At 57.8% G+C, this 24,778-nt stretch carries 24 protein-coding genes; 16 read left to right on the top strand and 8 right to left on the bottom strand.

Annotated elements, in window-relative coordinates; genetic code table 11:
* The first annotated feature begins 36 nt into the window (after positions 1–36).
* The 7 genes from ubiH (at position 37) to AAE514_RS03190 (ending at position 5,279) form a co-directional block, all read left to right on the top strand.
* Positions 37–1,311: a 2-octaprenyl-6-methoxyphenyl hydroxylase gene (gene ubiH, locus AAE514_RS03220; RefSeq protein ID WP_347330068.1), complete on the top strand. Its 1,275-nt coding sequence runs from the start codon at positions 37–39 to the stop codon at positions 1,309–1,311.
* On the top strand, positions 1,308–2,534 hold the full coding sequence (locus tag AAE514_RS03215; RefSeq protein WP_347330067.1) for a UbiH/UbiF/VisC/COQ6 family ubiquinone biosynthesis hydroxylase: 1,227 nt from the start codon (positions 1,308–1,310) through the stop codon (positions 2,532–2,534). Before ubiH ends, AAE514_RS03215 begins: the two co-directional genes overlap by 4 nt.
* Positions 2,535–2,540: 6 nt before the next feature.
* Positions 2,541–3,293, top strand: coding sequence for an AAC(3) family N-acetyltransferase (locus AAE514_RS03210; protein ID WP_347330066.1), 753 nt, complete (start codon positions 2,541–2,543; stop codon positions 3,291–3,293).
* Between the two features lie 12 nt (positions 3,294–3,305).
* On the top strand, positions 3,306–3,674 hold the full coding sequence (locus tag AAE514_RS03205; RefSeq protein ID WP_347330065.1) for a hypothetical protein: 369 nt from the start codon (positions 3,306–3,308) through the stop codon (positions 3,672–3,674).
* 288 nt (positions 3,675–3,962) lie between these two features.
* Entirely contained in the window at positions 3,963–4,175 is a 213-nt protein-coding gene (locus AAE514_RS03200) for a cold-shock protein (RefSeq protein WP_347330064.1), read from the top strand.
* A gap of 161 nt (positions 4,176–4,336) precedes the next feature.
* On the top strand, positions 4,337–4,690 hold the full coding sequence (locus AAE514_RS03195; RefSeq protein WP_347330063.1) for a DUF3301 domain-containing protein: 354 nt from the start codon (positions 4,337–4,339) through the stop codon (positions 4,688–4,690).
* Between the two features lie 37 nt (positions 4,691–4,727).
* On the top strand, positions 4,728–5,279 hold the full coding sequence (locus AAE514_RS03190) for an NUDIX domain-containing protein (protein ID WP_347330062.1): 552 nt from the start codon (positions 4,728–4,730) through the stop codon (positions 5,277–5,279).
* 55 nt (positions 5,280–5,334) lie between these two features.
* On the opposite strand, the gene AAE514_RS03185 is transcribed toward AAE514_RS03190, so the two are convergent.
* The 4 genes from AAE514_RS03185 to AAE514_RS03170 all read right to left on the bottom strand — a co-directional run bounded on the left by AAE514_RS03185 (position 5,335) and on the right by AAE514_RS03170 (position 11,172).
* Positions 5,335–6,753, bottom strand: coding sequence for a sugar porter family MFS transporter (locus AAE514_RS03185; RefSeq protein WP_347330061.1), 1,419 nt, complete (start codon positions 6,751–6,753; stop codon positions 5,335–5,337).
* Between the two features lie 322 nt (positions 6,754–7,075).
* Positions 7,076–8,407 (bottom strand): xylose isomerase, encoded by a 1,332-nt coding sequence (gene xylA, locus AAE514_RS03180; protein ID WP_347330060.1) that lies wholly within the window; start codon positions 8,405–8,407, stop codon positions 7,076–7,078.
* Positions 8,408–8,489: 82 nt separating this feature from the next.
* A complete protein-coding gene (locus AAE514_RS03175) occupies positions 8,490–9,989 on the bottom strand; it encodes a xylulokinase (RefSeq protein WP_347330059.1) in 1,500 nt (499 codons plus the stop codon).
* Positions 9,990–10,119: 130 nt separating this feature from the next.
* Positions 10,120–11,172: a LacI family DNA-binding transcriptional regulator gene (locus tag AAE514_RS03170; RefSeq protein WP_347330058.1), complete on the bottom strand. Its 1,053-nt coding sequence runs from the start codon at positions 11,170–11,172 to the stop codon at positions 10,120–10,122.
* A gap of 629 nt (positions 11,173–11,801) precedes the next feature.
* Here AAE514_RS03170 and AAE514_RS03165 point away from each other — a divergent pair.
* From AAE514_RS03165 to gshA, 3 genes are all read left to right on the top strand, one after another.
* On the top strand, positions 11,802–12,809 hold the full coding sequence (locus AAE514_RS03165; RefSeq protein WP_347330057.1) for a LacI family DNA-binding transcriptional regulator: 1,008 nt from the start codon (positions 11,802–11,804) through the stop codon (positions 12,807–12,809).
* A gap of 139 nt (positions 12,810–12,948) precedes the next feature.
* Positions 12,949–13,251 carry a hypothetical protein gene (locus AAE514_RS03160; RefSeq protein WP_347330056.1) on the top strand — a complete coding sequence of 101 codons (303 nt, stop codon included), beginning with the start codon at positions 12,949–12,951 and terminating at the stop codon, positions 13,249–13,251.
* A gap of 56 nt (positions 13,252–13,307) precedes the next feature.
* On the top strand, positions 13,308–14,918 hold the full coding sequence (gshA, locus tag AAE514_RS03155; RefSeq protein ID WP_347330055.1) for a glutamate--cysteine ligase: 1,611 nt from the start codon (positions 13,308–13,310) through the stop codon (positions 14,916–14,918).
* Between the two features lie 36 nt (positions 14,919–14,954).
* On the opposite strand, the gene AAE514_RS03150 is transcribed toward gshA, so the two are convergent.
* Complete coding sequence (locus tag AAE514_RS03150) at positions 14,955–15,407, bottom strand: flagellar basal body-associated FliL family protein (protein WP_347330054.1); 453 nt, start codon at positions 15,405–15,407, stop codon at positions 14,955–14,957.
* Between the two features lie 198 nt (positions 15,408–15,605).
* Between AAE514_RS03150 and AAE514_RS03145 the strand changes: the two genes are divergently transcribed.
* From AAE514_RS03145 to AAE514_RS03135, 3 genes are read left to right on the top strand one after another with little or no spacing between them, the layout of a single operon-like run.
* Complete coding sequence (locus tag AAE514_RS03145) at positions 15,606–16,094, top strand: disulfide bond formation protein B (protein ID WP_347330053.1); 489 nt, start codon at positions 15,606–15,608, stop codon at positions 16,092–16,094.
* Between the two features lie 41 nt (positions 16,095–16,135).
* Positions 16,136–16,603, top strand: coding sequence for a sigma D regulator (gene rsd / locus AAE514_RS03140; RefSeq protein ID WP_347330052.1), 468 nt, complete (start codon positions 16,136–16,138; stop codon positions 16,601–16,603).
* Between the two features lie 48 nt (positions 16,604–16,651).
* On the top strand, positions 16,652–17,668 hold the full coding sequence (locus AAE514_RS03135) for a WD40 repeat domain-containing protein (RefSeq protein ID WP_347330051.1): 1,017 nt from the start codon (positions 16,652–16,654) through the stop codon (positions 17,666–17,668).
* Between the two features lie 77 nt (positions 17,669–17,745).
* Here the strand turns inward: AAE514_RS03135 and bamJ are convergent, their stop codons facing one another.
* A complete protein-coding gene (bamJ, locus tag AAE514_RS03130; RefSeq protein ID WP_347330050.1) occupies positions 17,746–18,504 on the bottom strand; it encodes a BamJ family beta-barrel-assembly machinery protein in 759 nt (252 codons plus the stop codon).
* A gap of 308 nt (positions 18,505–18,812) precedes the next feature.
* Here bamJ and AAE514_RS03125 point away from each other — a divergent pair, with 308 nt between their 5' ends.
* The 3 genes from AAE514_RS03125 (at position 18,813) to AAE514_RS03115 (ending at position 22,188) form a co-directional block, all read left to right on the top strand.
* Positions 18,813–19,874, top strand: coding sequence for a histidine kinase (locus tag AAE514_RS03125; RefSeq protein ID WP_347330049.1), 1,062 nt, complete (start codon positions 18,813–18,815; stop codon positions 19,872–19,874).
* Positions 19,875–20,213: 339 nt separating this feature from the next.
* A complete protein-coding gene (locus AAE514_RS03120) occupies positions 20,214–21,035 on the top strand; it encodes a 2,3-dihydro-2,3-dihydroxybenzoate dehydrogenase (RefSeq protein ID WP_347330048.1) in 822 nt (273 codons plus the stop codon).
* A 538-nt stretch (positions 21,036–21,573) separates the two neighbouring features.
* A complete protein-coding gene (locus AAE514_RS03115; RefSeq protein WP_347330047.1) occupies positions 21,574–22,188 on the top strand; it encodes an FMN-dependent NADH-azoreductase in 615 nt (204 codons plus the stop codon).
* A gap of 210 nt (positions 22,189–22,398) precedes the next feature.
* On the opposite strand, the gene AAE514_RS03110 is transcribed toward AAE514_RS03115, so the two are convergent.
* A complete protein-coding gene (locus tag AAE514_RS03110) occupies positions 22,399–23,490 on the bottom strand; it encodes a 3-deoxy-7-phosphoheptulonate synthase (protein WP_347330046.1) in 1,092 nt (363 codons plus the stop codon).
* Between the two features lie 292 nt (positions 23,491–23,782).
* On the bottom strand, positions 23,783–24,532 hold the full coding sequence (locus AAE514_RS03105; RefSeq protein ID WP_347330045.1) for a helix-turn-helix transcriptional regulator: 750 nt from the start codon (positions 24,530–24,532) through the stop codon (positions 23,783–23,785).
* Positions 24,533–24,778: the final 246 nt, after the last annotated feature.

The raw sequence follows: 24,778 nt of genomic DNA, 5'->3' as shown, positions 1-24,778 counted from the left end.
ACACCAAGCCAGACCCATGCGGGAGTAGAGACTGAGATGAATGACACTATGGCCCAGCCTGCCGTGGATTATGATATCGCCATTATTGGCGGTGGCATGGTTGGGGCATTGCTCGCCCGGCTGTTGTCCTCCGGCGAAGCAGGTTGGCGAGTGGCGGTGGTTGACGCCTCGGAACCACCTGCGAAAGCGAGCACTCACTATCAGTTTGACTACGACAACCGCTCGACGGCTCTGTCAGCGGGGACGGTGGAATTCTTTCAGCGTCAGGACTTGTGGTCGCGGATTGGCGAGCACGCGACCGCCATTCGCGAGGTGCTGGTTTCAGATCGCGGTCACCTGGGAGGTGCCCGGCTCAGTGCGCAGGAGCGCGGCCGTTCGGCCCTTGGCTACGTGGTGGAGAACGCCTGGCTCGCACCCTGTCTAAGAGAGGCGGCCGAGGCCAATACCCAATGGCTGGCGCCGGTGCGAGTCGAAGCGGTTGTGCCCGGGCCTCAGAGCATGAGCCTGAGGTTATCGGGTGAAGCGGCGCCGGCGACGATCACGTGCCGTCTGGCGGTTTTGGCCGATGGCGGCCTCTCGGGGCTTCACCGGCAATTGGGTATCGAGCACCAGCGGCGCAACTACGATCAACAGGCCATCATCGCCAATGTCAGTTTCGAGCGACCCCATCGCGGGCGTGCGTTTGAACGATTTACGCCGGCGGGGCCCCTGGCCTTGCTGCCGCTGGATGAACGAGCGGACGCCCGGCGTGCGGCCCTGGTCTGGACGCTTCCCCCCGCTAGGGCGGAGGCGATGATGGCGGCTCCGGATGAGGTTTTCCTCACCGAGCTGCAGCGGGCGTTTGGTTGGCGCCTGGGCCGCCTGAGCCGGGTTGGCCAGCGCCGCAGTTGGCGCCTGGCGCTGGCCGAGGCCAGTGAACAAGTGCGCTCCCGTCTGGTGCTGCTGGGTAACAGTGCCCACTACCTGCACCCGGTGGCGGGGCAGGGGTTCAACCTGTCGGTGCGGGATGCGGCGGCCTTGGCCAGTATTCTGAACCGGGCCTTTCGCGAGGCTCGGGACCCGGGGGAGCTGTCGCTGCTGAACGAGTATTGGCGAAAACGCCAATGGGACCAGACACTCACCACCGAGTTGAGCGACCGCTTGGTTAAACTGTTTTCCAACCGACGTCCGGCTTGGATGGCGCTGCGTCATTTGGGTTTTCTGGGGCTGGACTGGGTGCCCGGCGCCAAAGCCGGATTTGCGACACAAACCATGGGGCTGGCCTCCGGGCGTTCCGGTGCCGGCCTTATCTCACTGGAGGCCGATGAGTGACTGACACGCCGTACGACCTCGTAATTGTGGGCGCCGGGCAGGTGGGTGCCACCCTGGCGCTGCGTCTGGCCCCGGTGTTTGCGCGCGAGGGCCGTCGCATGGCTCTGGTGGAGGCGAGCGATGCCGAACTGCCCGTCTACCGCGAGGAACGGTTTGACCCACGGGTGGTGGCGCTGACGCCGGCCTCGCGCCGGTTATATGAGCAGCTCGGCCTCTGGCGCCAGATTGAGGCTGAGCGCGCTTGCCCCTATCGGGATATGAGCGTGTGGGACGGCGAGGCCAGTGGCCGGATCGGCTTTCACGCCGATGAACTTGACTGCGATCAACTCGGCCATATTGTTGAAAACAGCGTGCTGGTGCGTCACCTTCGTCAGGCGCTGACGTATCAGTCCGTGGTGGACTGGTACCGGCCGGCGTCTGTGGTCGGTATTCAACCGCCTCAGGACACTGGCTTGACCGCCATCACGCTGGACGATGGCCGCCGGTTGTCGGCCGCTATGGTGGTGGCCGCGGATGGAGCTCACTCCTCGCTGCGGGATATTGCCGGCTTTGCCGTGCGCGAATGGCCCTATGACCAGAAAGCCATTGTGACCACCGTGCGTACCGAGCGGCCTCACGGCCAGACCGCCCGGCAGCGTTTTATGCGAACCGGACCGCTGGCGTTCTTGCCCCTGCGCTGCCGGATTGGAACCACCTGGGACGAACACTACTGTTCCATCGTCTGGTCGGCAGACAGCGCACTGGCCGACGAGCTGATGGCATTGGACGAGCGGGCCTTTCGCGAGCGCCTGGGGCGCGAGTTCGAGTTCGCCTTGGGAGCCGTGACCGAGGTGGACCAGCGCCACGCAATTGCTCTGTACCAACGTCATGCCCGTGAGTATGTTCGCCCCGGTATCGCCCTGGTGGGGGACGCGGCCCACAGTATCCATCCCCTCGCCGGGCAGGGCGTTAACCTGGGGCTCAAGGATGTCGAAGCCCTGGCCGCGGAAGTGGAACGGGCGCTGGCTCGCGGGTTGCCACTGAATGAGTTTTCCATTTTGCGTCGCTATCAACGTCAACGCCTGGGGGACAACCTGGGAATGATGGCCACCATGGAGGGTTTCAAACGTTTGTTCGGTAGTCGCTCCCCCGCCTGGATGGTCCTGCGCAACTTGGGATTACGGCGGGTAGATGCACTGCCTTTGGTAAAAAACACGCTTGCTCGCAAAGCAATGGGAGTATGACCTGCTATGAATATCAACCCCCATCTTGAACTGTCCAATCTGCTCAAGGACCTGGGCGTCAAACCCGGCGACACCCTAATGGTGCACGCCTCGCTTCGCTCTCTGGGCGAAGCCATGCCGGCCGATATCGTGATCGCGGGGCTGCGCCGCGCCCTCGGCCCCGGGGGCACCCTCGCCATGCCGACGCTGAGCTATGAGGCCGTGGACGCCGACAACCCGATGTTCGACACCGAGGACACCCCCTCCTGTGTGGGGAGCTTGAGCGAAGTGTTCCGGCGCCAACAGGGTGTGGTTCGAAGCCTCCACCCGACACACTCGGCCGCGGCTATCGGCCCGAACACCCCCGACCTGCTGGTGGGGCATGAGAACGACCACACCCCCTGCGGTGAACACTCCCCCTTTGCGCGCCTGCCGAAATTCGACGGCCGCATCCTGTTTTTGGGGTGTGACATGAGCGTGAATACCTCCATGCACGCGCTGGAAGAGCAGGTTATGCCCCCCTACCTGCTGCAGGACGAACCGGTGGACTTCATTCTGACCGACGCGCGGGGCCGGCAGGTGACCAGCTCCGTGCGCTGTCACAATTTTGAAGGTTACCGCCAGCGCTATGACCGGCTGGAACCGCTGCTGCCCCCCGAGGCGATCAAACGCGGTCAGCTTCTGGCCGCCGACTGTATGCTGGTGGATGCGCAAGCGGCTTGGGACGCTGGCCTGAAAGCGCTGGAGCAGGACCCAATGTACTTTGTCGAAAAGCTCTGACGTCCCGTGGCCATGACCAACCGTTCGTTGTTGAGTAAACCCCGGGTAGACCGCTTGCTGAATGCCTTTCTCGCGTTGAGCTTGTTGGCGGCAGGGGTTGCGTTTGTGTTTCACACCAGCGGCTATGGTTTGTTGCTGGCTCCGGTCGCCGTGCTGATTGCCGTGGGTGTTCTGGTTCGCTACCGCTGGGCCTATTTTGCCAGTGGGGTTTGGTATCTTGCGTGTTACCAATTGGCCAAGGAGGGCTTGGAGTTCGAGCTGCTAAAACGGGTGGTGATGGTTTTGAGTATTCCACTGGTGGCCCTGTCAATTTACCTACACGAGGCGCTGGCGTCTCGTGCTTCATCGAAGCGCTCTCCTTCCAAGCGGCCTCCGTCGTAATGTCCGCCCCTTCGCCGATCGGCGTGCATCGATAGCGGTACCTGCGCAAAGTTTCATCAAATTGTGCTTGAACTGCCCAAAATGAAGTGCTTTAATTTTTCTTGCTAGAGATTGAGAGCGGCCAAAGACTAGGCTCCCGCGAGGCACCCTCCAGTTCCTTTGTTCGACCCTTCCGATAGCACATGGCCCGTTTCGGGTCTTCCGCTTGAACGCAATGTGGTTGTGTTCGTTTACCTATCGACGTTGGCTCTTTCGAGCGCCGGCACGAGTACGCAAGACGAGGAAAGTATGTCAGATCAAATGGTATCTGGGGTTGTAAAGTGGTTTAACGACGACAAAGGTTATGGCTTCATCGAGCGTGAAGGCGGCTCCGATGTCTTTGTTCATTTTCGTGCCATTAACGGTTCCGGCCGTCGCACCCTAAAGGAAGGTCAGAGTGTCACTTTTGAAGTGACCCAAGGCCAGAAGGGCCCCCAGGCGGAAAACGTAACGCCTCTGTAGTTCGGCCCGATAACCTCGCGCGGCGGTTTCTTTCGCCCGCCGGTGTCCGGGGCCAGGCCTCGGCACCGCCTGCGGCTCAACGTTTTCGTCGAGCCCTCCTTCCCCTTTGGCTTTATCACCGGTGACCCGCTTCGGGGTAGTTCGCCGGGAGCGCACAAGGTATGCTTGGCGTTTTCATTGATCCGGTTGAATCCATGCTCGACTTAAACGCACTCTTTTGGCTGCTGGTTTTGGGGCTGTTTATTTACTACAGTTGGCGCGCTTTCCAGGCAAAGGACCGGGCGTTCGCCGCGGCTCGCCGACACTGCAAGGAAATGCAGGTGCAGATGCTGGACCAGACCGTGTATATGCGCAAGCTCTGGATCAAGCGTGACTCCCGGGGGCGTCCCGGCCTGTGGCGAGCTTTCCACTTCGAATTTACGGTGACCGGCGGTGATCGATACTTCGGTCGTGTATTAATGCTCGGTCGTCATATCCAGCGGGTGGAGCTGGAACCACATCGGCTTGCTGAATAGCCCCCTTTACGATGATTCATTATTGCAATGAGGTTTGATGACAAGCGTGAACGAAAAAATCGGAGGCTGGCAACGTAAAAGTGCACGTTGTGTGTATGAGAACCCCTGGATAAAAGTCTCCCATGAGGAAGTGCTTACCCCCGCCGGTAGCGATGGCATATACGGCGTTGTGCACTTTAAGAACACGGCGGTGGGGGTGGTGCCGATTGATGAAGACGGTAACACCTGGCTAGTCCGACAAACTCGCTATACTTTAAATGAGTACACTTGGGAAATACCCGAAGGCGGGTGCCCCACGCACGAGGAAACGCTGGTCGCCGCCAAGCGCGAACTTCAAGAGGAAGTTGGCCTGGAGGCCCAACAGTGGGAGGTGTTACAAAGGTTACAGCTGTCTAATTCGGTGACCGATGAAACCGGGGTGATCTACGTGGCCAAAGACCTGTCTCCCGTCGCTCAAGCGCTGGAGGACAGTGAAGATATCGAGGTGCGAAAGCTGCCCGTGACAGAGGCCATTGCGATGGTCGACCGGGGTGAAATCACCGATGCGATTTCGGTGGTGGCGCTGTTGCAGTTGGCGCGCCGGCGTTAGAGGATCGTCGGATTAGCCCCGAAAGGGGCGTAATCCGACACCTTCTGCCCAAGTGTTACCCTTCCATTTCTTCCAATTCTTTGCCCTTGGTCTCGCGCACAAAGACGAGCACAAAGACCACTGAAAGAGCGGCGAAGAAGGTGTAAATGCCGTAGGTGAGGGACAGCCCCAAACCGGCCAGCAGAATTGGGAAGGTGTAAGTCACCAGGAAGTTGGCCAGCCACTGGAACAGACCCGCCACCGCCAGGCCCGAGCCGCGGATCTGGTTGGGGAACATCTCGCCCAGCATAATCCACATGACCGGACCCCAGGACAGGTTAAACAGAAACACGTAGGTGTTGGCGGCGATCAGCGCCAACAGACCGGCATCATCGGAGAGGTTCAGGTTACCCGTTTCCAGGTTGACCGGCGCATCGGCGAAGGCGTAAGCCACCAGCCCCAGGCTGAGCGCCATACCGGCGGAGCCGAACCACAACAGCGGCTTGCGCCCGATTTTGTCCACGAAGAAAAAGGTAATCAGGCAGGCACCGATGCTGATACTGCCCGAAATCACGTTGATCGCGAGAGCATCGCTCTCGGAGAAGCCGGCGGCCTGCCACAGAACAGCGCCGTAGTAGAATACAACGTTAATGCCCACGAGTTGCTGCAGAACCGCCAGACCAACACCGACCCACACGATGGGCCGAACCATGCCGGTCTGTTTACTCAGCAGATCACGAAAGCGCGGCCGGTGGTGGTCGCTTGCCAATGAGTCGCTGATCTCCTTGGCCTTGGTTTCCGCCGTGCTGCGACCATAAAGCCGAGAAAGCACGGCGCTGGCCTTTTCGGTTTTGCCGGAGGCCACCAGAAAACGCGGGCTTTCGGGAATGCCCAGCAGGGCGAGGAAGAAAATCGAAGCCGGAATCAGTTCCATCCAGAACATCCAGCGCCAGGTATCATAGCCCATCCAGAACTCGGTGGTGGAGCCGCCGGCGAACTTGGCCAGAAGGTAGTTGCTGAAAAACGCGGCCGTCAGGCCGGAGATGATCGCGATCTGCTGTACCGACGTCAGCATGCCGCGATAGCGGGCCGGGGCCACTTCGCTGATATAGGCCGGTGCCATGACACTGGCGGCGCCCACGGCAAGCCCACCGATGATCCGGTAGATAACGAACTCGACCGTGCCGCCGGCGACGCCGGAGCCCCAGGCGGAGACGATAAAGAACACCGAGGCGGCGATTAGCAGTGCGCGGCGGCCGAAACGGTCGGCCATGCGGCCGGCAAAAAGCGCGCCGAAGGCACAGCCGAGAAGCATGGACGAAACACTGAAGCCGGTGCCGGCGCTGTCGGAGTTAAAAGCCTGTTGTAGACCGTCTACCGTGCCGTTAATAACGCCGCTGTCAAAACCAAACAGAAAGCCGCCGATGGTGGCAATGCAGCTGATCAGGACGACAAAAGCGGTACTCCCCTGTTCGGGGTGAGATTGAGTTGTCATGGAGCATACCTATTTTTGTTGGATCGAAGGCAGTTTATATGGCTTGTTATCGTTGAACCGGGTGCTGCCCCCATGTCGACTCTCGCCGCCGGCGCGCTCGGGCAAAGTTCTGGAAAGCCGCCGGCCAAGGGGTGCCTGCCGTTTATTATTACACCACGGCTCGGAACCGGGCTAGCTTATCAGGCCGGAGTAGGATACTCCAGTAGCCGCCGGTCCCTGTCGTACCTCCATGAAAAAGTGTCTTTAGAGGTGCCCTTAATAAAAAAAGGGCCGTGTTTCGTAAAACACGGCCCCTTAGCGGCTATTGCCTAGCGAGACGCTATCAACGCACGTAGCGGTTGATGATGTTCTCGTACAGTTCCTGCTGGCCGCTGATTTGCTTGGGCTCGCCTACCTTGTTGCCGATCTCGGCCAGTTGCTCCAGAGACAGCTTGCCCTGCTCGAACTCGGCGCCTTTGCCGCTATCGAACGAGGAGTAACGCTCGGCGCGCATCTTTTCCAACGGAGACTTCTGGATCAGGTCGTCCGCAATCAGCAGTGAGCGGGCGAACACGTCCATGCCGCCGATGTGGCCGTGGAAGGTATCGTTCAGGTCAGTAGAGTTGCGACGACGCTTCGCATCGAAGTTCACGCCACCGCCCTGGAAGCCGCCGTGACGCAGCAGAACCAACAGCATTTCAACGGTTTCGTTGATGTTGTAGGGGAACTGGTCGGTATCCCAGGAGTTCTGGTAGTCGCCGCGGTTGGCGTCGATGGAGCCCAGCATGCCGGCATTGGCCGCTACCTGCATCTCGTGGTCCATGGTGTGCTGGGCCAGAGTGGCGTGGTTGGTTTCAATGTTCAGTTTGAAATCCTTGTCCAGGCCGTGGTGACGCAAGAAACCGATGACGGTTTCGCTGTCGAAATCGTACTGGTGCTTGGTCGGCTCCATGGGCTTGGGCTCGATCAGGAAGTTGCCCTTAAAGCCATTGGCGCGGCCGTAGTCCCGAGCGATGGTCAGGAAGCGGGCCAGGTGTTCCTGTTCGCGCTTAATGTCGGAGTTCAGCAGGCTCATGTAGCCTTCACGGCCGCCCCAGAACACATAGTTCTCACCGCCGAGTTCGATAGTGGCATCAATCGCGTCTTTCAGCTGTGCGCCAGCGAAGGCGACCACGTCGAAATCCGGGTTGGTGGAAGCACCGTTCATGAACCGCGGGTTGGTGAACAGGTTGGAGGTGCCCCACAGCAGCTTTACGCCGGACTCTTTCTGCTTTTCTTTGGCCATTTCAACCCAGTTGAACAGACGCTTCTGGGTTTCCGCGCGGGAGTCAGCCTCTTCAATGACGTCCACATCGTGGAAGCAGTAGTAGGGGGTGCCCAGCTTGGTGAAGAACTCAAACGCCGCGTCCAGCTTCATGCGGGTGCGGGTCTCGTGGTCCTTGCCTTCGCTCCAGGGGAAGTGGAAGGGGCCGGGGCCGAACGGATCGTGACCGGCGCCGCAGAAGGTATGCCAGTAGCAGACGGCAAACTTGAAGTGCTCCTTCATGGTTTTGCCGGCGACGACCTTGTTCTCGTCATACCATTTAAAGGCAAAGGGGTTGTCGGACTCGGGCCCTTCGTATTGGATCTTGTCGACCCCCGGGAAGTACTCTTTATCACCTAGTGTAATGCTCATGGTAAAAACCTTTTTTGCTCTGTGTGGATAATGGATCGGGCCATGGCCAAATAAACAGGAGAGGCCCGGGTTTCTGATGTTGCTATTGGGCGTCGCTGAGGCGCCGCTCGACGGCTTCACGCCACTGGCCGTAGAGTTCCTGATACTGGGCTTGCAGCTTGGCCTCCGGCTCCAACACCGCTTTGCGGGTCAGGGTGCGGAAGACGTCCTCGCGGTTGGTGTAGAAGTCACAACCCCAGGCGGCCGCGCGGGCAACGCCGTCGGCACTGTCCGTCTGATACAGCTCCAGCGGCGCACCGGTCAGGTTGACGAAAGCGCTGCTGAAGATCGGGCTCAAGAACATGTTGCTGTGCCCGGCCCGAACTACACGGGTTTCCGCCCCCAGGCCTTTGATCAAGTCAAAACCCAGGTTCATGGCGTAGGCCACCCCTTCCTGGGTGGCGCGCGCCACATGGTTGACGCTGTGGCGGTTCAGGTCCAGGCCGTCCATCTGCGCGGACAACAGCTTGTTGCGCATGATCCGCTCGGCCCCGTTACCAAACGGATAGACGTTCAGGCCGTCACTGCCCGGGGCGACCGACTCGCCCAGCTCATTCAATTTCGGGTAGGACACATCGCCACCGGCGCTCAGTACGCCCCGCAGCCAGCTGTTCATGCGCCCGGCGCCATTAATGCAGGCCAGCAGGCCCCGGTGAACCTCGGCCTCGCCCTTGTTCACGTGCAGGAAGGTGTTGATGCGCTGGTCCGGGTCCGCAATGTTTTTGTCGGTGACCGCGTAAACCACCCCGGATGTGCCGGCGGTGGTGGCAACATCGCCCGGCTCGAGCACATTCAGGCTCATGGCGTTGGCCACTTGGTCACCGGCGCGGAAGGCTAGCTTGGCACCGGCGTTGATGCCCAGCTCGCGGGCGGCCTGCTCATTCACTTCGCCCTGCACGCCCAGGTTGGGGACTTGCCGGGCCAGCAGGCTGGGGTCGATGTGCCAGTGCTTGAGCAACTTGTCGGAGGCCTTGTTTTCGGAAAAGTCCCAGAATACGCCTTCGGACAGACCGGAGGCGGTGGTGGTGCACTCGCCGGTCAGCTTGTAAGCGATATAGTCCCCGGGCAGCATGATTTTGTCGATCCGGTCGTACAGCTCCGGTTCATTTTCCTGCACCCAGCGCAGCTTGGCGGCGGTGAAGTTACCGGGTGAGTTCAGCAGGTGTTCCATGCACCATTCCTGGCCCAGTTCCGCAAAGGCCTTCTCGCCCGTGTCGACCGCGCGGCTATCGCACCAGATGATGGAGGGGCGCAGCACCTTGCCGTCTTTATCCAGGGCCACCAAGCCGTGCATCTGGTAGGAAATGCCGATGGCGCCAATCTTGTCTTTGGCCTCCGGCTTGGTCTGCCACATCTGTTCGCAGCCCTTTTGAATCGCCTCCCACCAGTCTTCCGGCGCCTGTTCGGCCCAGCCGGACTGGGGAGCGTCAATGGTCATTTCCTGGGGCGGGTAGGTGGCATTGGCCACGCGCTCGCCACTGTCGCCGTCAATAACGGACAACTTGACCGAGGAACTGCCGATATCTAAGCCTAGAAAGTACATATGTGTGTCTCGTCTCATCTGCGTGTTGTCTGTTCGGTTGTCCCTTAGTTGCCTTATGGCTTCAGTTGCCTTGTGGCGTCGGGAGCCGCTTAGGGTTTACGTGACCAACTAATGGTATAGCAGCCCGCCTTTAGACGGGCAATTCCCGGCGCTTCTCCCCGGCGGTGGTCTCACTCTGGGGTGGCGCCGTGGATTCGCGCACGATCAGCCGGTGCTCGACAATCTCCGGCGCCTCTCCGATGTCACGGCCTTCAATGGCATTAAGTAGCCGGCGCATGGTGCGCTCGCCGATTTCCTCGGTGGGCTGCACCACCGTGGTCAGCGGCGGGTCCATGATGGCGGCGTAGCGAATGTCATCGAAGCCGAGCACGGAGACATCCTCCGGGACGCTTAAGCCGCTGCGCTTAATCTCATAAATACAGGCCATGGCCATTTCGTCGTTGGCACAAAAAATGGCGCTGGGGCGTTCCGCGAGGCTGAGCAGTTTGCGCGTGGCGCGCCGAGCGCCTTCAATGCTCTGGTCGCCGTTCACTACCCAGTCGCGGTGCTGGCCGAGGGGGCTGGTCTTCATGGCATCCCAGTAGCCCCGCTCTCGGTCCCGGGTCAGCAGAGAACCGCGCGAGCCGGTAATAAATCCAATGCGTTCGTGCCCCAGTTGAAGTAAGTAGCGTGTGGCTTCGTTGGCGGCCTGGCGGTTATCCACCCGCACACTGGGAATGTGGGCCAGCTCATCCGTGACGTTTTCACAGCCGAGCACAATGGGGGTGCGCCGGTCCTGGGTGGAATAGGCGCTGGCACTTGAGAAGGGCGAAGGGCTGGCGAGAATAATGATGCCGTCTGCCTCTTTGGACATCACCATTTTCAGGTAGTCATCCAGCTCCGGCAGGCTACTGGCGGTTTCCCGAATCAGAATCGAGTAGCCTTCTTCCCGAGCCACGCCATTAATGCCCCGCATAACGCCTTCCCAGAATGGCAGCCCCACCGATTGCAGCACCACCATTACCAGCCCGGTTTTGCCCCGGCGGAAGTTGCGCGCGAGCGCATTGGGGGCATAGCCGGTCTGCTCAATGGCGGACTGGACGGCGGCCAGGGTTTTATCCTTCACGTTCTCGGGGCTGTTCAGGCAGCGCGAGACGGTCGAGATGGAGACCCCGGCGATTTTGGCGACGTCTTTAATGGACATTTTTACAGAACACCAGTGGCTACCGGAATTGAGCCCTTCACAAAATCGAAACGTTTTCATTTGCAGACGCAAAACAGGCGCTCTACACTTGAAAATAGTATGCCGTGGCCTCCAGTGGTGATGCAAGTATTTTCTTTATCCGCCAAGAAGCGACAGGGCAAAGCCTCCCTTTGGTGCCGGCGGGTTTGCTGGGTTAAATTATGCAACCATCTGATTTATAAAGGGTTTTAAGGGCTTATGGCCGGGCGGGTAGCGAAAGGTGGCCCCCTGGTTATAAGAAATATGAATCCTTCGGGCTGAGGTTATGAAAAACGGGCAGAAGAGGAGTTTGGCGTGAAAACGTTTCCTTTCTGAGTGGATTTCAGGGGATGTGGTCTCGCCTAGCCGTGAGATCAGGGAGGAACGGGGCGTGAAAAGCGGGTGAGGGAAATTTAAAGGAGGCCGAGAGCGCGGCGGGCTAATTCGTCGCGTCGATTTCCATGTTATTCTAAAACCAAGTGCGTTCCGTAAAGTGTGTAGCTTAAACAGTGCCCAAGAAGTGGGAATGGGCATGGGAATGCAAGACCGAGTGAGACGATGGACACAGGATGAGTAGGAAACGACGAGCAGGAAAATCGACTAAGGTTACTATGAGAGACGTCGCCGAGCGCGCTGGCGTGTCCCTCATGACGGTTTCCAGGGTGTTGAACAACGAGCGGGTAGCGGCCGCCACGCGGGAAAGGGTGATGGAGGCTGTCGGCGCGCTTAATTACCGCCTCAACATCTCCGCCCGCAGCCTCTCCGGCACCCAGTCCTATGTGATGGGGTTCTTCTACGACAATGCGCTCGGTAACTACATCAGCCAGTACCTCATCGGGGTGCTCAAGCGCTGCAATGAATTGGGCTATCATCTGGTGTTGGAGTCCTGTGACTACGGCGAGCCGGATGTGGCGTCGGTCGTGGCGGAGCTGACCGAGCGCTACCGGCTCGACGGCATGATCATCCCGCCTCCTCTGTGTGAATACCTGCCCCTGCTGGATGCTCTGGATGACGCCGGCATTTGTTATGTTCGGCTGGGGCCGGGGCTGGCGCTATCCCGTTCTCCCTATGTATCGATCAACGACTCTCTAGCCACCTTTGAGATCACCGAGCACTTAATTGCCTGCGGCCATCGGCAGATCGGCTTTATCAAGGGGGACACTCGTCAGGGCGTTGCCCTGACACGCTTTGAAGGCTTTCGCGAAGCCATGGCCAAGCACGGGCTGGAGGTTAACCCTGATCTGGTCGCCGAGGGGCGGTTCGAGTTTGACGATGGCATGATCGCGTGCGAAAAAATCCTGGATTCCGGGGCCCCGGTCACGGCCATTCTTGCCAGCAATGACGACATGGCCAGCGCCGTGATTGCCGTGCTGCACCGACGTGGCCTGCGCGTGCCGGAGGATGTTGCCGTGGCGGGTTTTGACGACACCAGCCTCGCCACCTCCGTCTGGCCGCCGCTGACCACGATTCGCCAGCCTATTGATGCCCTGTCCTGCCAGTCGGTGGATTTGCTGATTGAGGCGGTCAAAATGGACGGCCCCGTGGGAGGCAACTTTCAAAAGTGCGACATTCTCGAGCACACCCTGATCGTGCGGGGGTCCACCACCGGAGCGGTGTAAATTACGGTCACCGATTTGGGCCTCTGCTCAAAAACCCCTTGCACTCGCTCGCGTAACCCTGAACAATTCCGGTTTCGGCGGGGCCGCCTCCGCCCGCACGACGTCGACCGAAGTTTGAGTGACCACAGCAAGGTGATCGATGAGTGAGCTTTACATACTGCGCAACCAGGAGGGGTATTTCCTGGGGAAGCAGAAAGACTGGCTGGATGGCCGCGACCGCGGCGCTTTGTACAAAACCCCCCACAAGGACGAAGCGGTTAACCAGATGGTGGAAATCAGCGCCCGGGACTTTGAGCAACGCATTCGAGTGCTCCCCTGTGAAGCGGACGAGAAAGGCCTGCCCACGCTGGCCCAGGATGATATGCCCGAGCCTCGGCCCAAGCGCAAACCCCCGGCGACCGAACGGGAGCCGGGTGAGCCCGCCCCCAATGAACAAGACTGACAGGCGGGCCCGTGCCGGGAGCGCCGCTGCAAGGCTGATTTGTTAAGGAGCGTCCCTTGTCCCATCCCAACCGCCTCCACGCCCTGCTGAGCCACTTCTCAGCTGACGCCAACCCGACCTTGCGGGGCATTCGCCGGGGCGTGGAGAAAGAGAGCCTGAGAGTGACCACCAGCGGCGAGCTGGCTCAGGACGAACATCCGAGCGGGCTCGGTTCGGCGCTGACGCACCCGCATATTACGACCGACTACAGCGAAGCCCTGCTGGAGTTCATCACCGAGCCTTTCACCAGTGTTTCCGCGCTGTTGGGACAGCTGGATGACATCCACCGCTACACTTACAGCGTGCTCAAAGACAACCTGCTCTGGCCCACTAGCATGCCCTGCGCACTCAAAGGGGAAGAGGGGATTCCGGTGGCTCAGTACGGTCGCTCCAACAGTGGCAAAATGAAAACCGTTTACCGCTGGGGCCTGGCTTACCGCTACGGCAAAATCATGCAGACCATTGCCGGAGTGCACTACAACTTTTCCCTCCCCGAGGCATTCTGGCGCGAACTGCAGTCCCAGGAGGGGGACACCCAGTGCCTGCAGGACTTCAAAACCGAGCGGTATTTTGACCTGATTCGCAACTTCCGGCGCTACTCCTGGCTGTTGATATATCTCTTCGGTGCGGCGCCGGCGGTCTGCCGCTCCTTTGTCCGTGGCCGCAAACACAAGCTGCAGCCCTTCCACGGCGATGAACACACCCTATACGCCCCTTATGCCACCTCTTTGCGTATGGGGGATCTTGGGTACCAAAGCGATGCCCAGCAACGGATGATTGTTTGTTATAACGACCTGTCCACCTACCTGACCACGCTGTGCGGAGCCATCACCCAGCCCCATGCGGATTATCAGGCGATTGGCCTGACCGATGCGGACGGTCGCTATCAGCAGCTCAACACCAGCCTGCTGCAGATCGAAAACGAGTTCTATAGCAGCGTTCGCCCCAAGCGCACTACTCGTCGTGGTGAAACGGCGTTACAGGCACTTCGCTTGCGCGGCGTGGAGTATGTGGAAGTGCGCTGTGTGGACCTCAATCCCTACGAGCCGCTGGGGATCAGCGCCGAGCAGATTCACTTCCTGGATGCGTTTCTACTCTACTGCCTGCTGGCCCCCAGCCCCCAAACCCACAATCAAGAATACCGCAACATTCAGGACAATCAGGCCCGCATTGTCTATCGCGGGCGAGAGCCCGGCCTGACCCTGCGCCGGGGAGAAGGGGAAGTGGGGATGGCCGAGTGGGCGCAGGCCTTGTTGGTGGATATGCGCGCTTGTGCGGGCCTGCTGGACCAGGCCGACGGCGACGGCCACTTCCGCCGAGCGGTGGATGCGCAGGAGAGTAAACTGGCCGATCCAGACCTGACGCCCTCGGCGCGAGTGCTTGAGGAAATGCGGCGCGAGAAATTGACCTTTTTCCGCCACGGGATGTCGATTGCAGAGCGCCATCGGGAGCAGTTCCTGAAGCGGCCGCTGGAGCCCGAAACACAAGCGCGGTTCGTGCAGATGGCGGCTCAGTCCCTGGAGGATCAGAAAGCGGTGGAGGCGGCCGACACCGGTAGCTTTGAGGAATACCTGGCAGCCTACTACACCCAGTACGAAGACTGTGGCTGTGCCGAGTCGACGCGCTAGCGCTGAGCCATGTTGTCTAGCGCTGGACAACACTGCCTAGCGCTGGACAACAAAGTTGCGAAACACCAAATCGGTGACGATGCCCTCGCGCCCCTCTTCCTGAGCCAGGGCTTCATTGGTTTCACTAAGCGCCATTTGCCGAAGCTGTTCGCGCCCCGCTTGGGTATTCACCGTTTCCTCGCCTTGGCGGCTGAACAGCATGACCATTTTGTGGCGGATCAGCGGCATGTGGTGGCGGATAATCGCCGCATCGGAGCCGTCTTCCACCCGAACGGAGATTTCGGCCCGGAGGTACTTCAGCCGACCGGGGCCGCCGTAGTTCACCACCAGCGGCTGGCTGAGGGGGACGTAAATCTGACCTTCCGCTCCCTCTTCTTCCTGGGCCATCGCACTGAAGGCCAAACCGAGGGTGAGGAAAGCGAGCGCGAGGGCGGGCCAGCCAAAGCGGGTAAAGGCATAGCTACGCGTGAAATACTGGATTTTTAACATAGGGGCTATCCGTTAATCGCTCTGGCCGTTAATCGCTACCGGTCATTAATCGCTACTGGCGCGCCGTTAATCGCTACAGACGGGCCGTTGACCGCTCCAAGCACGCCGTGAATCGCTCCAGCCGTGTGCACTAGGCGGTAGCGCAGCCGGTGCGTTTTTGCGTACCATTGTAGTCTAACAGCCATAAGAGAGCAGACTATGCCATTGACCGTTCGTTTCACCAACCTTTTGATTGTGCTTGCCGTCTTGGTCATGATGGCTGTGGCGCTGTATATGGAGCACGCTATAGGTTTGGAACCCTGTCCGCTGTGCGTTAGTCAGCGTATTTTCGTGATTCTTGTCGGTTTTTGGGCGCTGCTGGCATTTTTACACCACCCCGGGCGGTTTGGCCGAGCCGTTTACGGTACCCTGGGGCTGTTATCCGCCGTGGCCGGTGCTGCGGTTTCCAGTCGCCAGCTGTGGTTGCAAAGCCTTCCCGCGGATGAGGTTCCCGCCTGTGGCCCCGGGGTAGAATACATGCTCGATACCTTTCCTCTGATGGATGCCTTGCGGGTAATGTTGACCGGAGACGGCAACTGCGCGGAAGTGGCCTGGGAGTTGTTCGGCATCAGCATCCCGGGCTGGACACTGATCGGTTTTATTGGGTTGGCACTGCTGAACCTCTGGCAAGTGCTGCGTCGGCGCTAATGGTGCTGAGTGATTAATTTTCTGTGTTGTAAGGACTTGGTATGTTAGATAACTGTAAAGATGCAAAAGAGCGCTGGGGCGGCGTCAGCACCATTATCGACCGCTGGCTTGAAGAACGACGCAAAATGCTGGTGAGTTTTTGCGAGCTTAGTGCGCTTAAGGCACCGAAGGCCGACGAGGAAGTCCGCGGTGGCAAGCTACGGCATTTGTGTGAAATTCTGGTGGATTACGTCTCTGCCGGCCATTTTGAAGTGTATGACCAACTGATTAAGGAAGGTCGTGAGTTCGAGGATGAAGAGGCGCTCAAGGAAGCCAGCAAGTTGTTCGCAATTGTCGATCAGACCACTCAGGAAGTGCTCGATTTCAATGATAAGTACCTGGAAACCGACGACCTGGAAACGTTGGACCGGGACTTGTCCTTCCTGGGGGAAACCCTGGAAACCCGCTTTACCGCCGAGGACCGGATGATTGCGGTGCTCCATACCGCACACAAGGACCTGGTGGCCTGATAGCGCGGCGACCCGATCGCCGCTTTGCGTGAGTGAGGCACAGCCTTCATGGGTCATTCATATACTCTTGTCCCCAGAGCACTTCGGCTTCCCCCGAGCCTTGCGGCTTTGGTGTTTACGCTGGGGGCCCTTTCCGGGTGTGATCGAGGCGCAGAGCCCAGTGCCAGTCTTGAGGTGGCGGCCAGAAGCGTCCAGACCGGTGCCCTCTCCTGGGATGGCGAGTGGGCCGTCGTCGGCTCCGGTTACCAGGGGGGAAGCCTCTGGCGGCTCGACTCTCGAGAGCGCCTTTACGGCTGGAACCATAAGGCGGACACTTATACGCTGCTAACCACCGCCAGCTTCTCCCCGCAGAATGACTATGCGCTCACCACCGATGAACGTACCCTCGTATTGTGGAGCCGTGAGACCGGTCAAGCGCAGCAGTATTGGAGCAGCCCGGCGGAGATTCTCGCCAGCCAGTTGGGCCCCGCAGGTGAACGGGCACTGCTCGGATTGGCCGATCACCGAGCGTCGCTGTACAACGTGCGGCGCGGCGGCATTGTGCGCAACCTGGCCCACAGTGACCGAGTGGGCGCCGTCGCCTTGAGTGAGGACGGGGAGCGGGCGCTGACCGGGTCGGATGCGGGTACCGCCACGCTGTGGAATGCTCGCACCGGTGAGCCTCTCGCGCATCAGCAGCATGAATCCCCCATCGAACTGGTTGCCATGGCGCCCGGTGGCGACCTTCTGCTTTCCTCGGGCCGGTACGAGCGTGCGAAGCTCTGGCAGCCCAACGGCGACATGGTGTGGGAACTGCCTCTCGATGAGGAGCATGTTCGTCGGGGAGCGCAGATCACCAGTGCCCGCTTCAGCGATGAGGGCACCTGGCTCTTAACAGGGCAGCCTACCGGGCGGATTGATTTGTGGGACCTGGAGGAACGTCGGTTGGCCTTCAGTTGGCGATTGCCCAAGCGCAAGGCGTTCCATCCGGTGTCGGTGTCCGTGGTGGACTTGGCGTTTACCGATAACCCGGACCTCTATCGCGCACTCAGCTCCGACGGATTTGTGCACGAGCTCACATATTGAGGAAAACGGATCAGATCACTAGCCAAAAAAAAGCCGCTCCGATGAGCGGCTTTTTTTTGTTTCGGTTAGCAAGACGTTTATTCGTCGTCGCTATCCGACTGGGGCGCCTGGTCACCCGAGGTGTCGCCCTCTTCAATCTCCAGCAGCTCGACTTCAAAAATCAGAGCGGAATTGGGCGGAATTGGGCCATTACCACCGGGGCCATAGGCCAGGTCGGCGGGAACGTACAGTTCGTACTTAGAGCCTACCGGCATCAACTGAAGCCCCTCGGTCCAGCCGGAAATAACGCTGTTCAGAGCGAAAGTGGCGGGCTGGTCGCGGTCGTAGGAGCTATCAAATTCAGTGCCGTCGAGCAGGCGTCCGCGGTAGTGCACGGTCACCGTGTCATCCGCGCTGGGCTTAGCGCCTTCGCCCTCTTCAAGCACCTTGTACTGCAGGCCGCTTTCGGTTTCCTGGACGCCTTCTTTCTCCGCGTTCTCTGCAAAGAATGCCTCGGCTTCCTTCTCGTTCGCTTCAGCTTCGGCTTCCTGCTCCTTCTCGCGGCGCGCCATTTCCTGCTCTTGGAACTGCTGCATCACCTCGCGCATTTCTTCTTCGCTCAGCTTCGGCTCATTCCCGTCACGCTTGTCGCGCAGCGCCTGGGCAAAGGCTTCCGGCTTGATGGTCACGCCACCTTGCTCGAGGTTTTCGGCCAAATTGGTGCCGAAAACGTAGTTGACCTTCTCTTCCAGGGTTTCCAGCTTAACGGATTCCTGTTCTGGCTCGGACTGGCTGCAGCCGACCATAAGGGCGGTAGCGCCGAGTAGTCCAGCGAGTATTCGTACATTGCGTTTCATGCGTTGCACCTTCTTTTATAGTGGTTTATCAGTCTGCCCAAGTCGCAGGCCTTCTATTTCAGGCGCTCCATGGTAACCCAAGTGAGCGGCGAAATGGGCCCTTTTTGCGGTGGGAATCCCCCGTTTGGGACCCAGTTGGTCCACAAATGCGGCTTAAGGTTCCGCAAACGGCGTCAAACCCTCGAATTTTTTGCCAAACGCGCGTAAATTACTGTGCTGCCATACACATTTTTGCCAGACGATACTACAATAACCTCAGGTGTTTCCGCTGGTAATCGTTCACTCTCCAACTGCACAGGAATCTCACTATGGCCGCCAAGAAAAAAGCTACCGTCAGCGTGACCGACCTAGAGAAGCAGGTCGAAAAAGTCCAGGGGCAGCTGGACCAGGCTCGCGCCAAGAAACTCACCCAGGCCGAGAAAGATGTCGCCAAGGCAAAAAAAGCCTTGGACACGGCCAAGCGTAAGCTGAAAACGCTTAGAAACAAGAAGGTCGCCGCGGGCAAAGTGAAATCCAAAACCGCCGCTTCCCGCCAGCGTCTGAGTAAGGCCACTGAAGCGGTCGCCGCTCAGCAAAAAATAGTTGATAGTGCTCAGACGACGCTAAACGAAGCCAAGGAGGTACACGCCGCCGCTAAGGCCGACAAGAAGCAAGCAGATCAGTTGGCTCGCGAAATCAAGAAGACCACCAAGGCAATTGAGAAAAAGCTAAAGAAGAAGGCCGCCAGTAAGCGGGCCACCCGTAAAAAGGCATCCACCAAGAGCACCGGGGCAAGTAAGAAGACCGCCTCGAAGAAAGCGGCTGCCAAGAAGACTACGGCGAAGAAGGCCACAGCGAAAAAAGCCACCGCAAAAAAGGCCACGGCTAAGAAGACAACCGCGAAAAAAGCCGCGACCACAAAGGCCGCAGCGAAAAAAGCTGGTGCTAAGAAAACCACGGCCAAGAAAGCGTCGGCGAAGAAGGCTGCGAGTAAGGCTACGGCCAAGAAGAAAACCGCCGCCAAAAGAACGCCCGCCAAGAAGGCACCGGCCAGCAAGCGGGCTAGCGGCACCCCTTCCGCCGACGCGGCGGCTCAGAGCAAGAAGCCCACTCCCACGGAAGAGCCGGCTCCCAAGGCCGCACCCAAACCCTCCGAGCCGGCCACGCCTGCCCCGGGGTCCGCGAGCGAAAGCGACGCGGGAGTTGATCGCAACCCCGAAGCGCCGCCGGTAGCTCCGGAGCGTCCGGTTCCGCCGGCACCCGGGCACCAAGGTACTCACTTGGTAGAGCCCGAAGATAAGGACAAGCCCAAGGCCGAACCGGTATCGGATCGGCCATCCTCCGGTAGCCTATTTGGCCGGGACTTCTTCAATAGTGATGACAAGTTCTAAGCGGCCCCAGGGCTGATAGCAAAAGCGGGAGGCTCTCGCCTCCCGCTTTTGCGCCCAACGTAACGGCGTCAAATCCAACACGTCGTGCCGGATGGGGACTTGATGTTGGAGGTACGCTAGGCTGCTTCCTGTCACGAGTGCGCCCCTTCCTCTTTGTCGCCCACCGGCCCAGGACTGCCGTTTACATCGCCGCGGCCGCCACCCCACCTTTGCCTTCCAGCCAACCGAAGCACATGTTTCGACTCTCTCGAACAAAACGTTAGATTTTTTGAGCTTTTTACTTGGCCAAAAACCCTCTTAAATAACCTCAACTAATCCAAAAACCTTGAGGTAATCAACATGGCCAGATCGCGGACGCTCGATTCCTCTCACGCAGAGCCAAACAACCTATCCACCGGTAAAGTCGCTGTCGTAACGGGAGCGGCGGGTGGTATTGGTGCATCCATTGTCCGGCAGTTGGCGGAGGCTGGCCACATCGTCGCGGCCGTGGACCGAAATTCAGAAGCGCTACAGACGATGATCAATGAGCTACGTGATCAGGGTTTAAGCGTTTACGCATTTATCGTTGACATCGGTTCCAGCCAGGGTGTGGAAAACTTCGTGAACGATGTTGAGCATGCGCTTGGCCCTATCTATTACTTGGTCAACGCTGCGGGAATCCTCCGTACAGGCCAAATCACCGATATGGCCGACGACGACTGGGAAACCACTATGCGCGTCAACACCTCGGGCGTTTTCTGGGTATCGCGTGCCGTTAGTCGTCGTATGTTGGCGCGTGGAGGGAAAGGCGCACTGGTTACCGTGGCGTCTAACGCCGCGTCAACGGCGCGCCTGGAGATGGGCGCCTATGCGGCTTCAAAGGCTGCTGTTATTGCGTTGACCAAATGTTTGGGTTTGGAGCTGGCTAAGCACGGCATACGGTGCAATATCGTTTCTCCGGGCTCAACCGAAACCCCCATGCTGAGCTCGTTAACTGGCGCCGGCAACACAACATCGTCCATACAGGGCTCACAGGAACGTTACCGGGTGGGAATCCCCTTGGGGCGTGTGGCCCGGCCGTCCTACGTGGCCGATGCAGTCATGTTTTTGTTATCGGATCAGGCTCGCCACATCACAATGGAAACCTTGACCGTCGATGGCGGGGCGACACTTGGCGTTTGATCGTTAAATCGGTAGACGACAGAATCGAGCAGCATGGGCCACTTAGAAAAGGGGCGTTGGATCGTCAGCCCGCTTCGCAGCCGTCTTGGCGGTGCAAGTCCATGGGTTGGTTCCGTTGGGACCTGAGCATGCCTTTGCGTCTACCCATGACCGAGACCGTTTCAGCAGGTCGTGCCCATAAGTTTCAGCCGCAAGCCCCCGCCGCTCTGATAGGGCTTTAAGTGCCCTGGGGGAGACGATCGCCGAATCCTGGCACGCGCGTATCCATGAATTCGTAAATTGGAACCTGTGGGATGCCACAGTTGAAGATTATTGGGAGAAAGGTAGATTAAACGACTGAGAAGGCACGCCGGGGGCATGAGTGCATTTGGCAATGTAAAGCGGTGAGCCTGCGCTAGTTGGACAGTCGATCATAGCTGAAAGAAAGTGCGACTAGGGGCTCCTGAGGCATGCGGTCATGTGCTAGCCAGTTAGTTCAAGCCTTTATGTGACAGAAGTACCGACGCTGGGATCAGCAGCAAACTTTTAGGAGAATTCGATGAAAAACGTTCTACAAATCAATAGCAGTATTCTAGGAGAGCACTCCGTCAGTAAATCGTTAAGCGACTATGCTGCAGACTTGCTGAGCCAGCACCGAGGCGCAAAAATTACCATCAGGGAAACGGGCGGGTTACCGCATTTGACTGGCGAAACGCTTGCCGCGTTCTCGAACACTTCTGAGGCCCTTGATGCTGAAGGAAAGGCCCTGGTTGAGACCTCCAATGAGCTAATCGACGAGGTGAAAGCTGCCGACACCATCATTCTAGGTGTGCCAACCTATAACTTTTTTATACCCTCTCAGCTTAAGAGCTACCTTGATTTTATCGCTAGAGCGGGGGTAACCTTCAAGTACACGGAAACTGGCCCGGTTGGCCTTCTGGACGATAAGACGGTGTATGTTATAAATGCTTCGGGTGGCGTGTATCATGCGACTGGAGAAGACTTAGTCGGTCCCTATATCGAGAAAATAATGGGGTTTATAGGAATACAGGATGTCCATTTTGTGCGCGCCGAAGGCTTGGCGTTGGACCAGGGAGCGAATAAAGAGAGCATAATTACCCAGGCAAAAAATCGTTTGAAGGAAATGTTGGCGGTTGATGAGGTTACTGCGTAACGACTAACCTTACTTGGTTCGACCCATTAACCCGGCCATGACCAGTGTCGGGTTAATGGCTATTGTCACGCTTAGTGAAACAGTGCTTCTCTATTGGCTGGAGAGGGTTGGCGAGGCTACCGGATGCGGCTACGAAGACGGTTTTACCAATAACTACCTGGCTCCAAAAAGCCGGAGCGACCTTTCCGCTCCGGGTTTTAAAACGCCTCTTCAGGCGAGGGCCGCCGCTGTGGAACGGCTCTCGACCCTAGTCCTTTCTAGTGCTTCATGGATACCGAAAACCAAGTTCTCGGTGGTGGAGAAGTCTATACATTTATCGGTGATCGAAACGCCGTAAAGTAGGTGTGTTTGGCCGCAGGAGAATGGTTGGTTGCCAGAATGAAGACTGCTTTCGATCATCAAGCCCTTGATTGAGCGATTGCCCTCGATAATCTGTCTCACTATATCGGCTGCTACGGTAGGCTGGTTTTTGTGGTCTTTTTTTGAATTTCCATGACTACAATCAATCATAATACTAGGCCGGAGACCGCTTCTGGCTAGCTGCAACTCGCACTCACGAACGCTAGCCGGATCATAATTTGGGCTTTTTCCGCCACGCAGTACAATATGAGAATTTTCGTTTCCCTTGGTTTGTACCACTGAGGCTCGACCAAATTCATCCACGCCCAAAAACGAGTGGGGAGAGGCGGCGGACTTTATGGCGTTAATAGCCACGTCCAGGTTACCGTCAGTACCATTCTTGAAGCCTACAGGAGAGGACAAGCCGCTTGCCATTTCCCTGTGCGTTTGCGACTCGGTGGTGCGAGCGCCGATGGCGGTCCAGGAAACGAAGTCCTGAATATACTGAGGAACAATAGGGTCAAGTGCCTCGGTTGCTATCGGAAGTCCTATTCTGGTAATTTGTCTAAGAAGTGCTCGCGCCGTGTACAATCCCTCTTCTACCTCAAAGGTTCCGTCGAGATTGGGGTCATTAATTAGACCTTTCCATCCGGTAGTGGACCTAGGCTTCTCAAAGTAAACTCGCATAACAACGAGTATCGTTTTCTGTACTTCTTGGGCCAGCTTAGCCAATCGGTTTGCGTAGTCCATTGCCATTTCTGGATCGTGAATGGAGCAGGGGCCAACAATGAGAACAATCCGGTGATCATCTCCATTCAGTATATCGACAATCGATTTTCGGGACTGGTCGATAAACTCAGCCAGATCGTTGGTCATGGGAACTCTACGGTGTGCCTCCTCCGGAGGTATAATGGGGCGGCACGCGCTCACATTGATATTTTCTACCGTTCTTCGATTTGCCACAGAATTTTCCTCGCTCGATTAAATGATACTCGGTGAGACCTGCAGCATTTGCCTTCAGGCCTCGCACCAGGCGAAAGCGAAGGTTATTAACGCTCATGCCCTGAGGCGTCATCATGGCACGCACCCAGTCATAGTTCAGCCTGTTGAATCAAACAGGTAGCATGAGTCCAAGGGGATTCTGCGGCGGGAGGGAAATTAAATAGCGGGTATTGGAATGTGAGTATGCCGGTCCTCTAGTGCAATAACGGATAAAACTTCGGAGTTAGGGTGCAGTAATGCTGTCGGAGAAACCTCATAAGCTAATTTCAATTAGCCCCTTTTTTGAAGCAATAGATACTGCATGCTGACGATTTGCTGCGCCTAGCTTTTGAGTGGCATTGTTTAAATGAAACTCTACGGTTCTCTCCTTTATTTCCAAAATCATTGCGATTTCCCATGTGGTTTTTCCCTGGCACGCCCAGAATAGGCACTGCCTCTGACGTTCCGAAAGCGTTACTTTCTTCTCGACTAAATATTCATCTTCCAGAACGAGAATATAGCGCTCAAACAAATGCATGGCGAACATATTCGCGTAGGGCAGTGCGTTATCCAGCAACTTAATTCCTTCCTCTCCTTCAGTATCTATAGCAAGGCTAAGGACAGCAATGTCTCCAGATACCGAGTGGATAGGAACACTCAGTCCATTAACCAAGCCGTGCTGGGTTGCCTGCTGCATGAGTAATTGCTGTTCGGCGGTTTTGAACTGGTCCAGAGTCATAAGATGACTCCAGTAGATAGGTGCATTCTTTGCGATAATATACGATACGACGGGATCAGTTCGCTGCCGGCTCTTTTCCGTGTACAGCTTCATCCACTGATCGGGGTAATTAGTCAGGATATTTATATTCGGTGTCGTACTAAGGGAACGGAGAGAGATGACCCCCATTAAATACCAAGGGGTGTTAACCAGTCGACAAAAATCACCACAAACTGACTCTAAATCTTCCTTTGTTTGGGAGCGTTCAAGGTCCGAAACAAGGCCACGCAATCCGGAAACTTCCATAAGTAACTCAAACTAGTTTTAACCAGAAGAGTACGGGCAAAGCAGCTGAAACCCCAAGCGGTGCTCGACTCCGCGTCCATAACTAAATCATAGAATACAAAATCTACGAAAGAGTTATTATGGACGTACCTCCAGAAACCTGTCAACCCTACCTATAAATTTCCAATCATTGCGTTAGTAACGTCAACGCCTTGCAGTGCAGATATGCGGAATTATGCGCAGCACTTTGTTAGTAGGCTGCATGCT

This window comes from Marinimicrobium locisalis, from assembly GCF_039822625.1.
Taxonomy (GTDB): Bacteria; Pseudomonadota; Gammaproteobacteria; order Pseudomonadales; family Cellvibrionaceae; genus Marinimicrobium; species Marinimicrobium locisalis.
Note: the sequence above shows the minus strand (reverse complement) of the source record. Positions and strands in the feature narration are given on the sequence as shown.

What these genes read in the sequence shown, in the direction of transcription:
- ubiH (WP_347330068.1), top strand. Translation starts at nt 37, where the DNA reads ATGAATGACACTATGGCCCAGCCTGCCGTGGATTATGATATCGCCATT.
- AAE514_RS03210 (WP_347330066.1), top strand. Translation starts at nt 2,541, where the DNA reads ATGAATATCAACCCCCATCTTGAACTGTCCAATCTGCTCAAGGACCTG.
- AAE514_RS03205 (WP_347330065.1), top strand. Translation starts at nt 3,306, where the DNA reads ATGACCAACCGTTCGTTGTTGAGTAAACCCCGGGTAGACCGCTTGCTG.
- AAE514_RS03200 (WP_347330064.1), top strand. Translation starts at nt 3,963, where the DNA reads ATGTCAGATCAAATGGTATCTGGGGTTGTAAAGTGGTTTAACGACGAC.
- AAE514_RS03195 (WP_347330063.1), top strand. Translation starts at nt 4,337, where the DNA reads ATGCTTGGCGTTTTCATTGATCCGGTTGAATCCATGCTCGACTTAAAC.
- AAE514_RS03190 (WP_347330062.1), top strand. Translation starts at nt 4,728, where the DNA reads ATGACAAGCGTGAACGAAAAAATCGGAGGCTGGCAACGTAAAAGTGCA.
- AAE514_RS03185 (WP_347330061.1), bottom strand. Translation starts at nt 6,753, where the DNA reads ATGACAACTCAATCTCACCCCGAACAGGGGAGTACCGCTTTTGTCGTC.
- xylA (WP_347330060.1), bottom strand. Translation starts at nt 8,407, where the DNA reads ATGAGCATTACACTAGGTGATAAAGAGTACTTCCCGGGGGTCGACAAG.
- AAE514_RS03175 (WP_347330059.1), bottom strand. Translation starts at nt 9,989, where the DNA reads ATGTACTTTCTAGGCTTAGATATCGGCAGTTCCTCGGTCAAGTTGTCC.
- AAE514_RS03170 (WP_347330058.1), bottom strand. Translation starts at nt 11,172, where the DNA reads ATGTCCATTAAAGACGTCGCCAAAATCGCCGGGGTCTCCATCTCGACC.
- AAE514_RS03165 (WP_347330057.1), top strand. Translation starts at nt 11,802, where the DNA reads ATGAGAGACGTCGCCGAGCGCGCTGGCGTGTCCCTCATGACGGTTTCC.
- AAE514_RS03160 (WP_347330056.1), top strand. Translation starts at nt 12,949, where the DNA reads ATGAGTGAGCTTTACATACTGCGCAACCAGGAGGGGTATTTCCTGGGG.
- AAE514_RS03150 (WP_347330054.1), bottom strand. Translation starts at nt 15,407, where the DNA reads ATGTTAAAAATCCAGTATTTCACGCGTAGCTATGCCTTTACCCGCTTT.
- AAE514_RS03145 (WP_347330053.1), top strand. Translation starts at nt 15,606, where the DNA reads ATGCCATTGACCGTTCGTTTCACCAACCTTTTGATTGTGCTTGCCGTC.
- rsd (WP_347330052.1), top strand. Translation starts at nt 16,136, where the DNA reads ATGTTAGATAACTGTAAAGATGCAAAAGAGCGCTGGGGCGGCGTCAGC.
- AAE514_RS03135 (WP_347330051.1), top strand. Translation starts at nt 16,652, where the DNA reads ATGGGTCATTCATATACTCTTGTCCCCAGAGCACTTCGGCTTCCCCCG.
- bamJ (WP_347330050.1), bottom strand. Translation starts at nt 18,504, where the DNA reads ATGAAACGCAATGTACGAATACTCGCTGGACTACTCGGCGCTACCGCC.
- AAE514_RS03125 (WP_347330049.1), top strand. Translation starts at nt 18,813, where the DNA reads ATGGCCGCCAAGAAAAAAGCTACCGTCAGCGTGACCGACCTAGAGAAG.
- AAE514_RS03120 (WP_347330048.1), top strand. Translation starts at nt 20,214, where the DNA reads ATGGCCAGATCGCGGACGCTCGATTCCTCTCACGCAGAGCCAAACAAC.
- AAE514_RS03115 (WP_347330047.1), top strand. Translation starts at nt 21,574, where the DNA reads ATGAAAAACGTTCTACAAATCAATAGCAGTATTCTAGGAGAGCACTCC.
- AAE514_RS03105 (WP_347330045.1), bottom strand. Translation starts at nt 24,532, where the DNA reads ATGGAAGTTTCCGGATTGCGTGGCCTTGTTTCGGACCTTGAACGCTCC.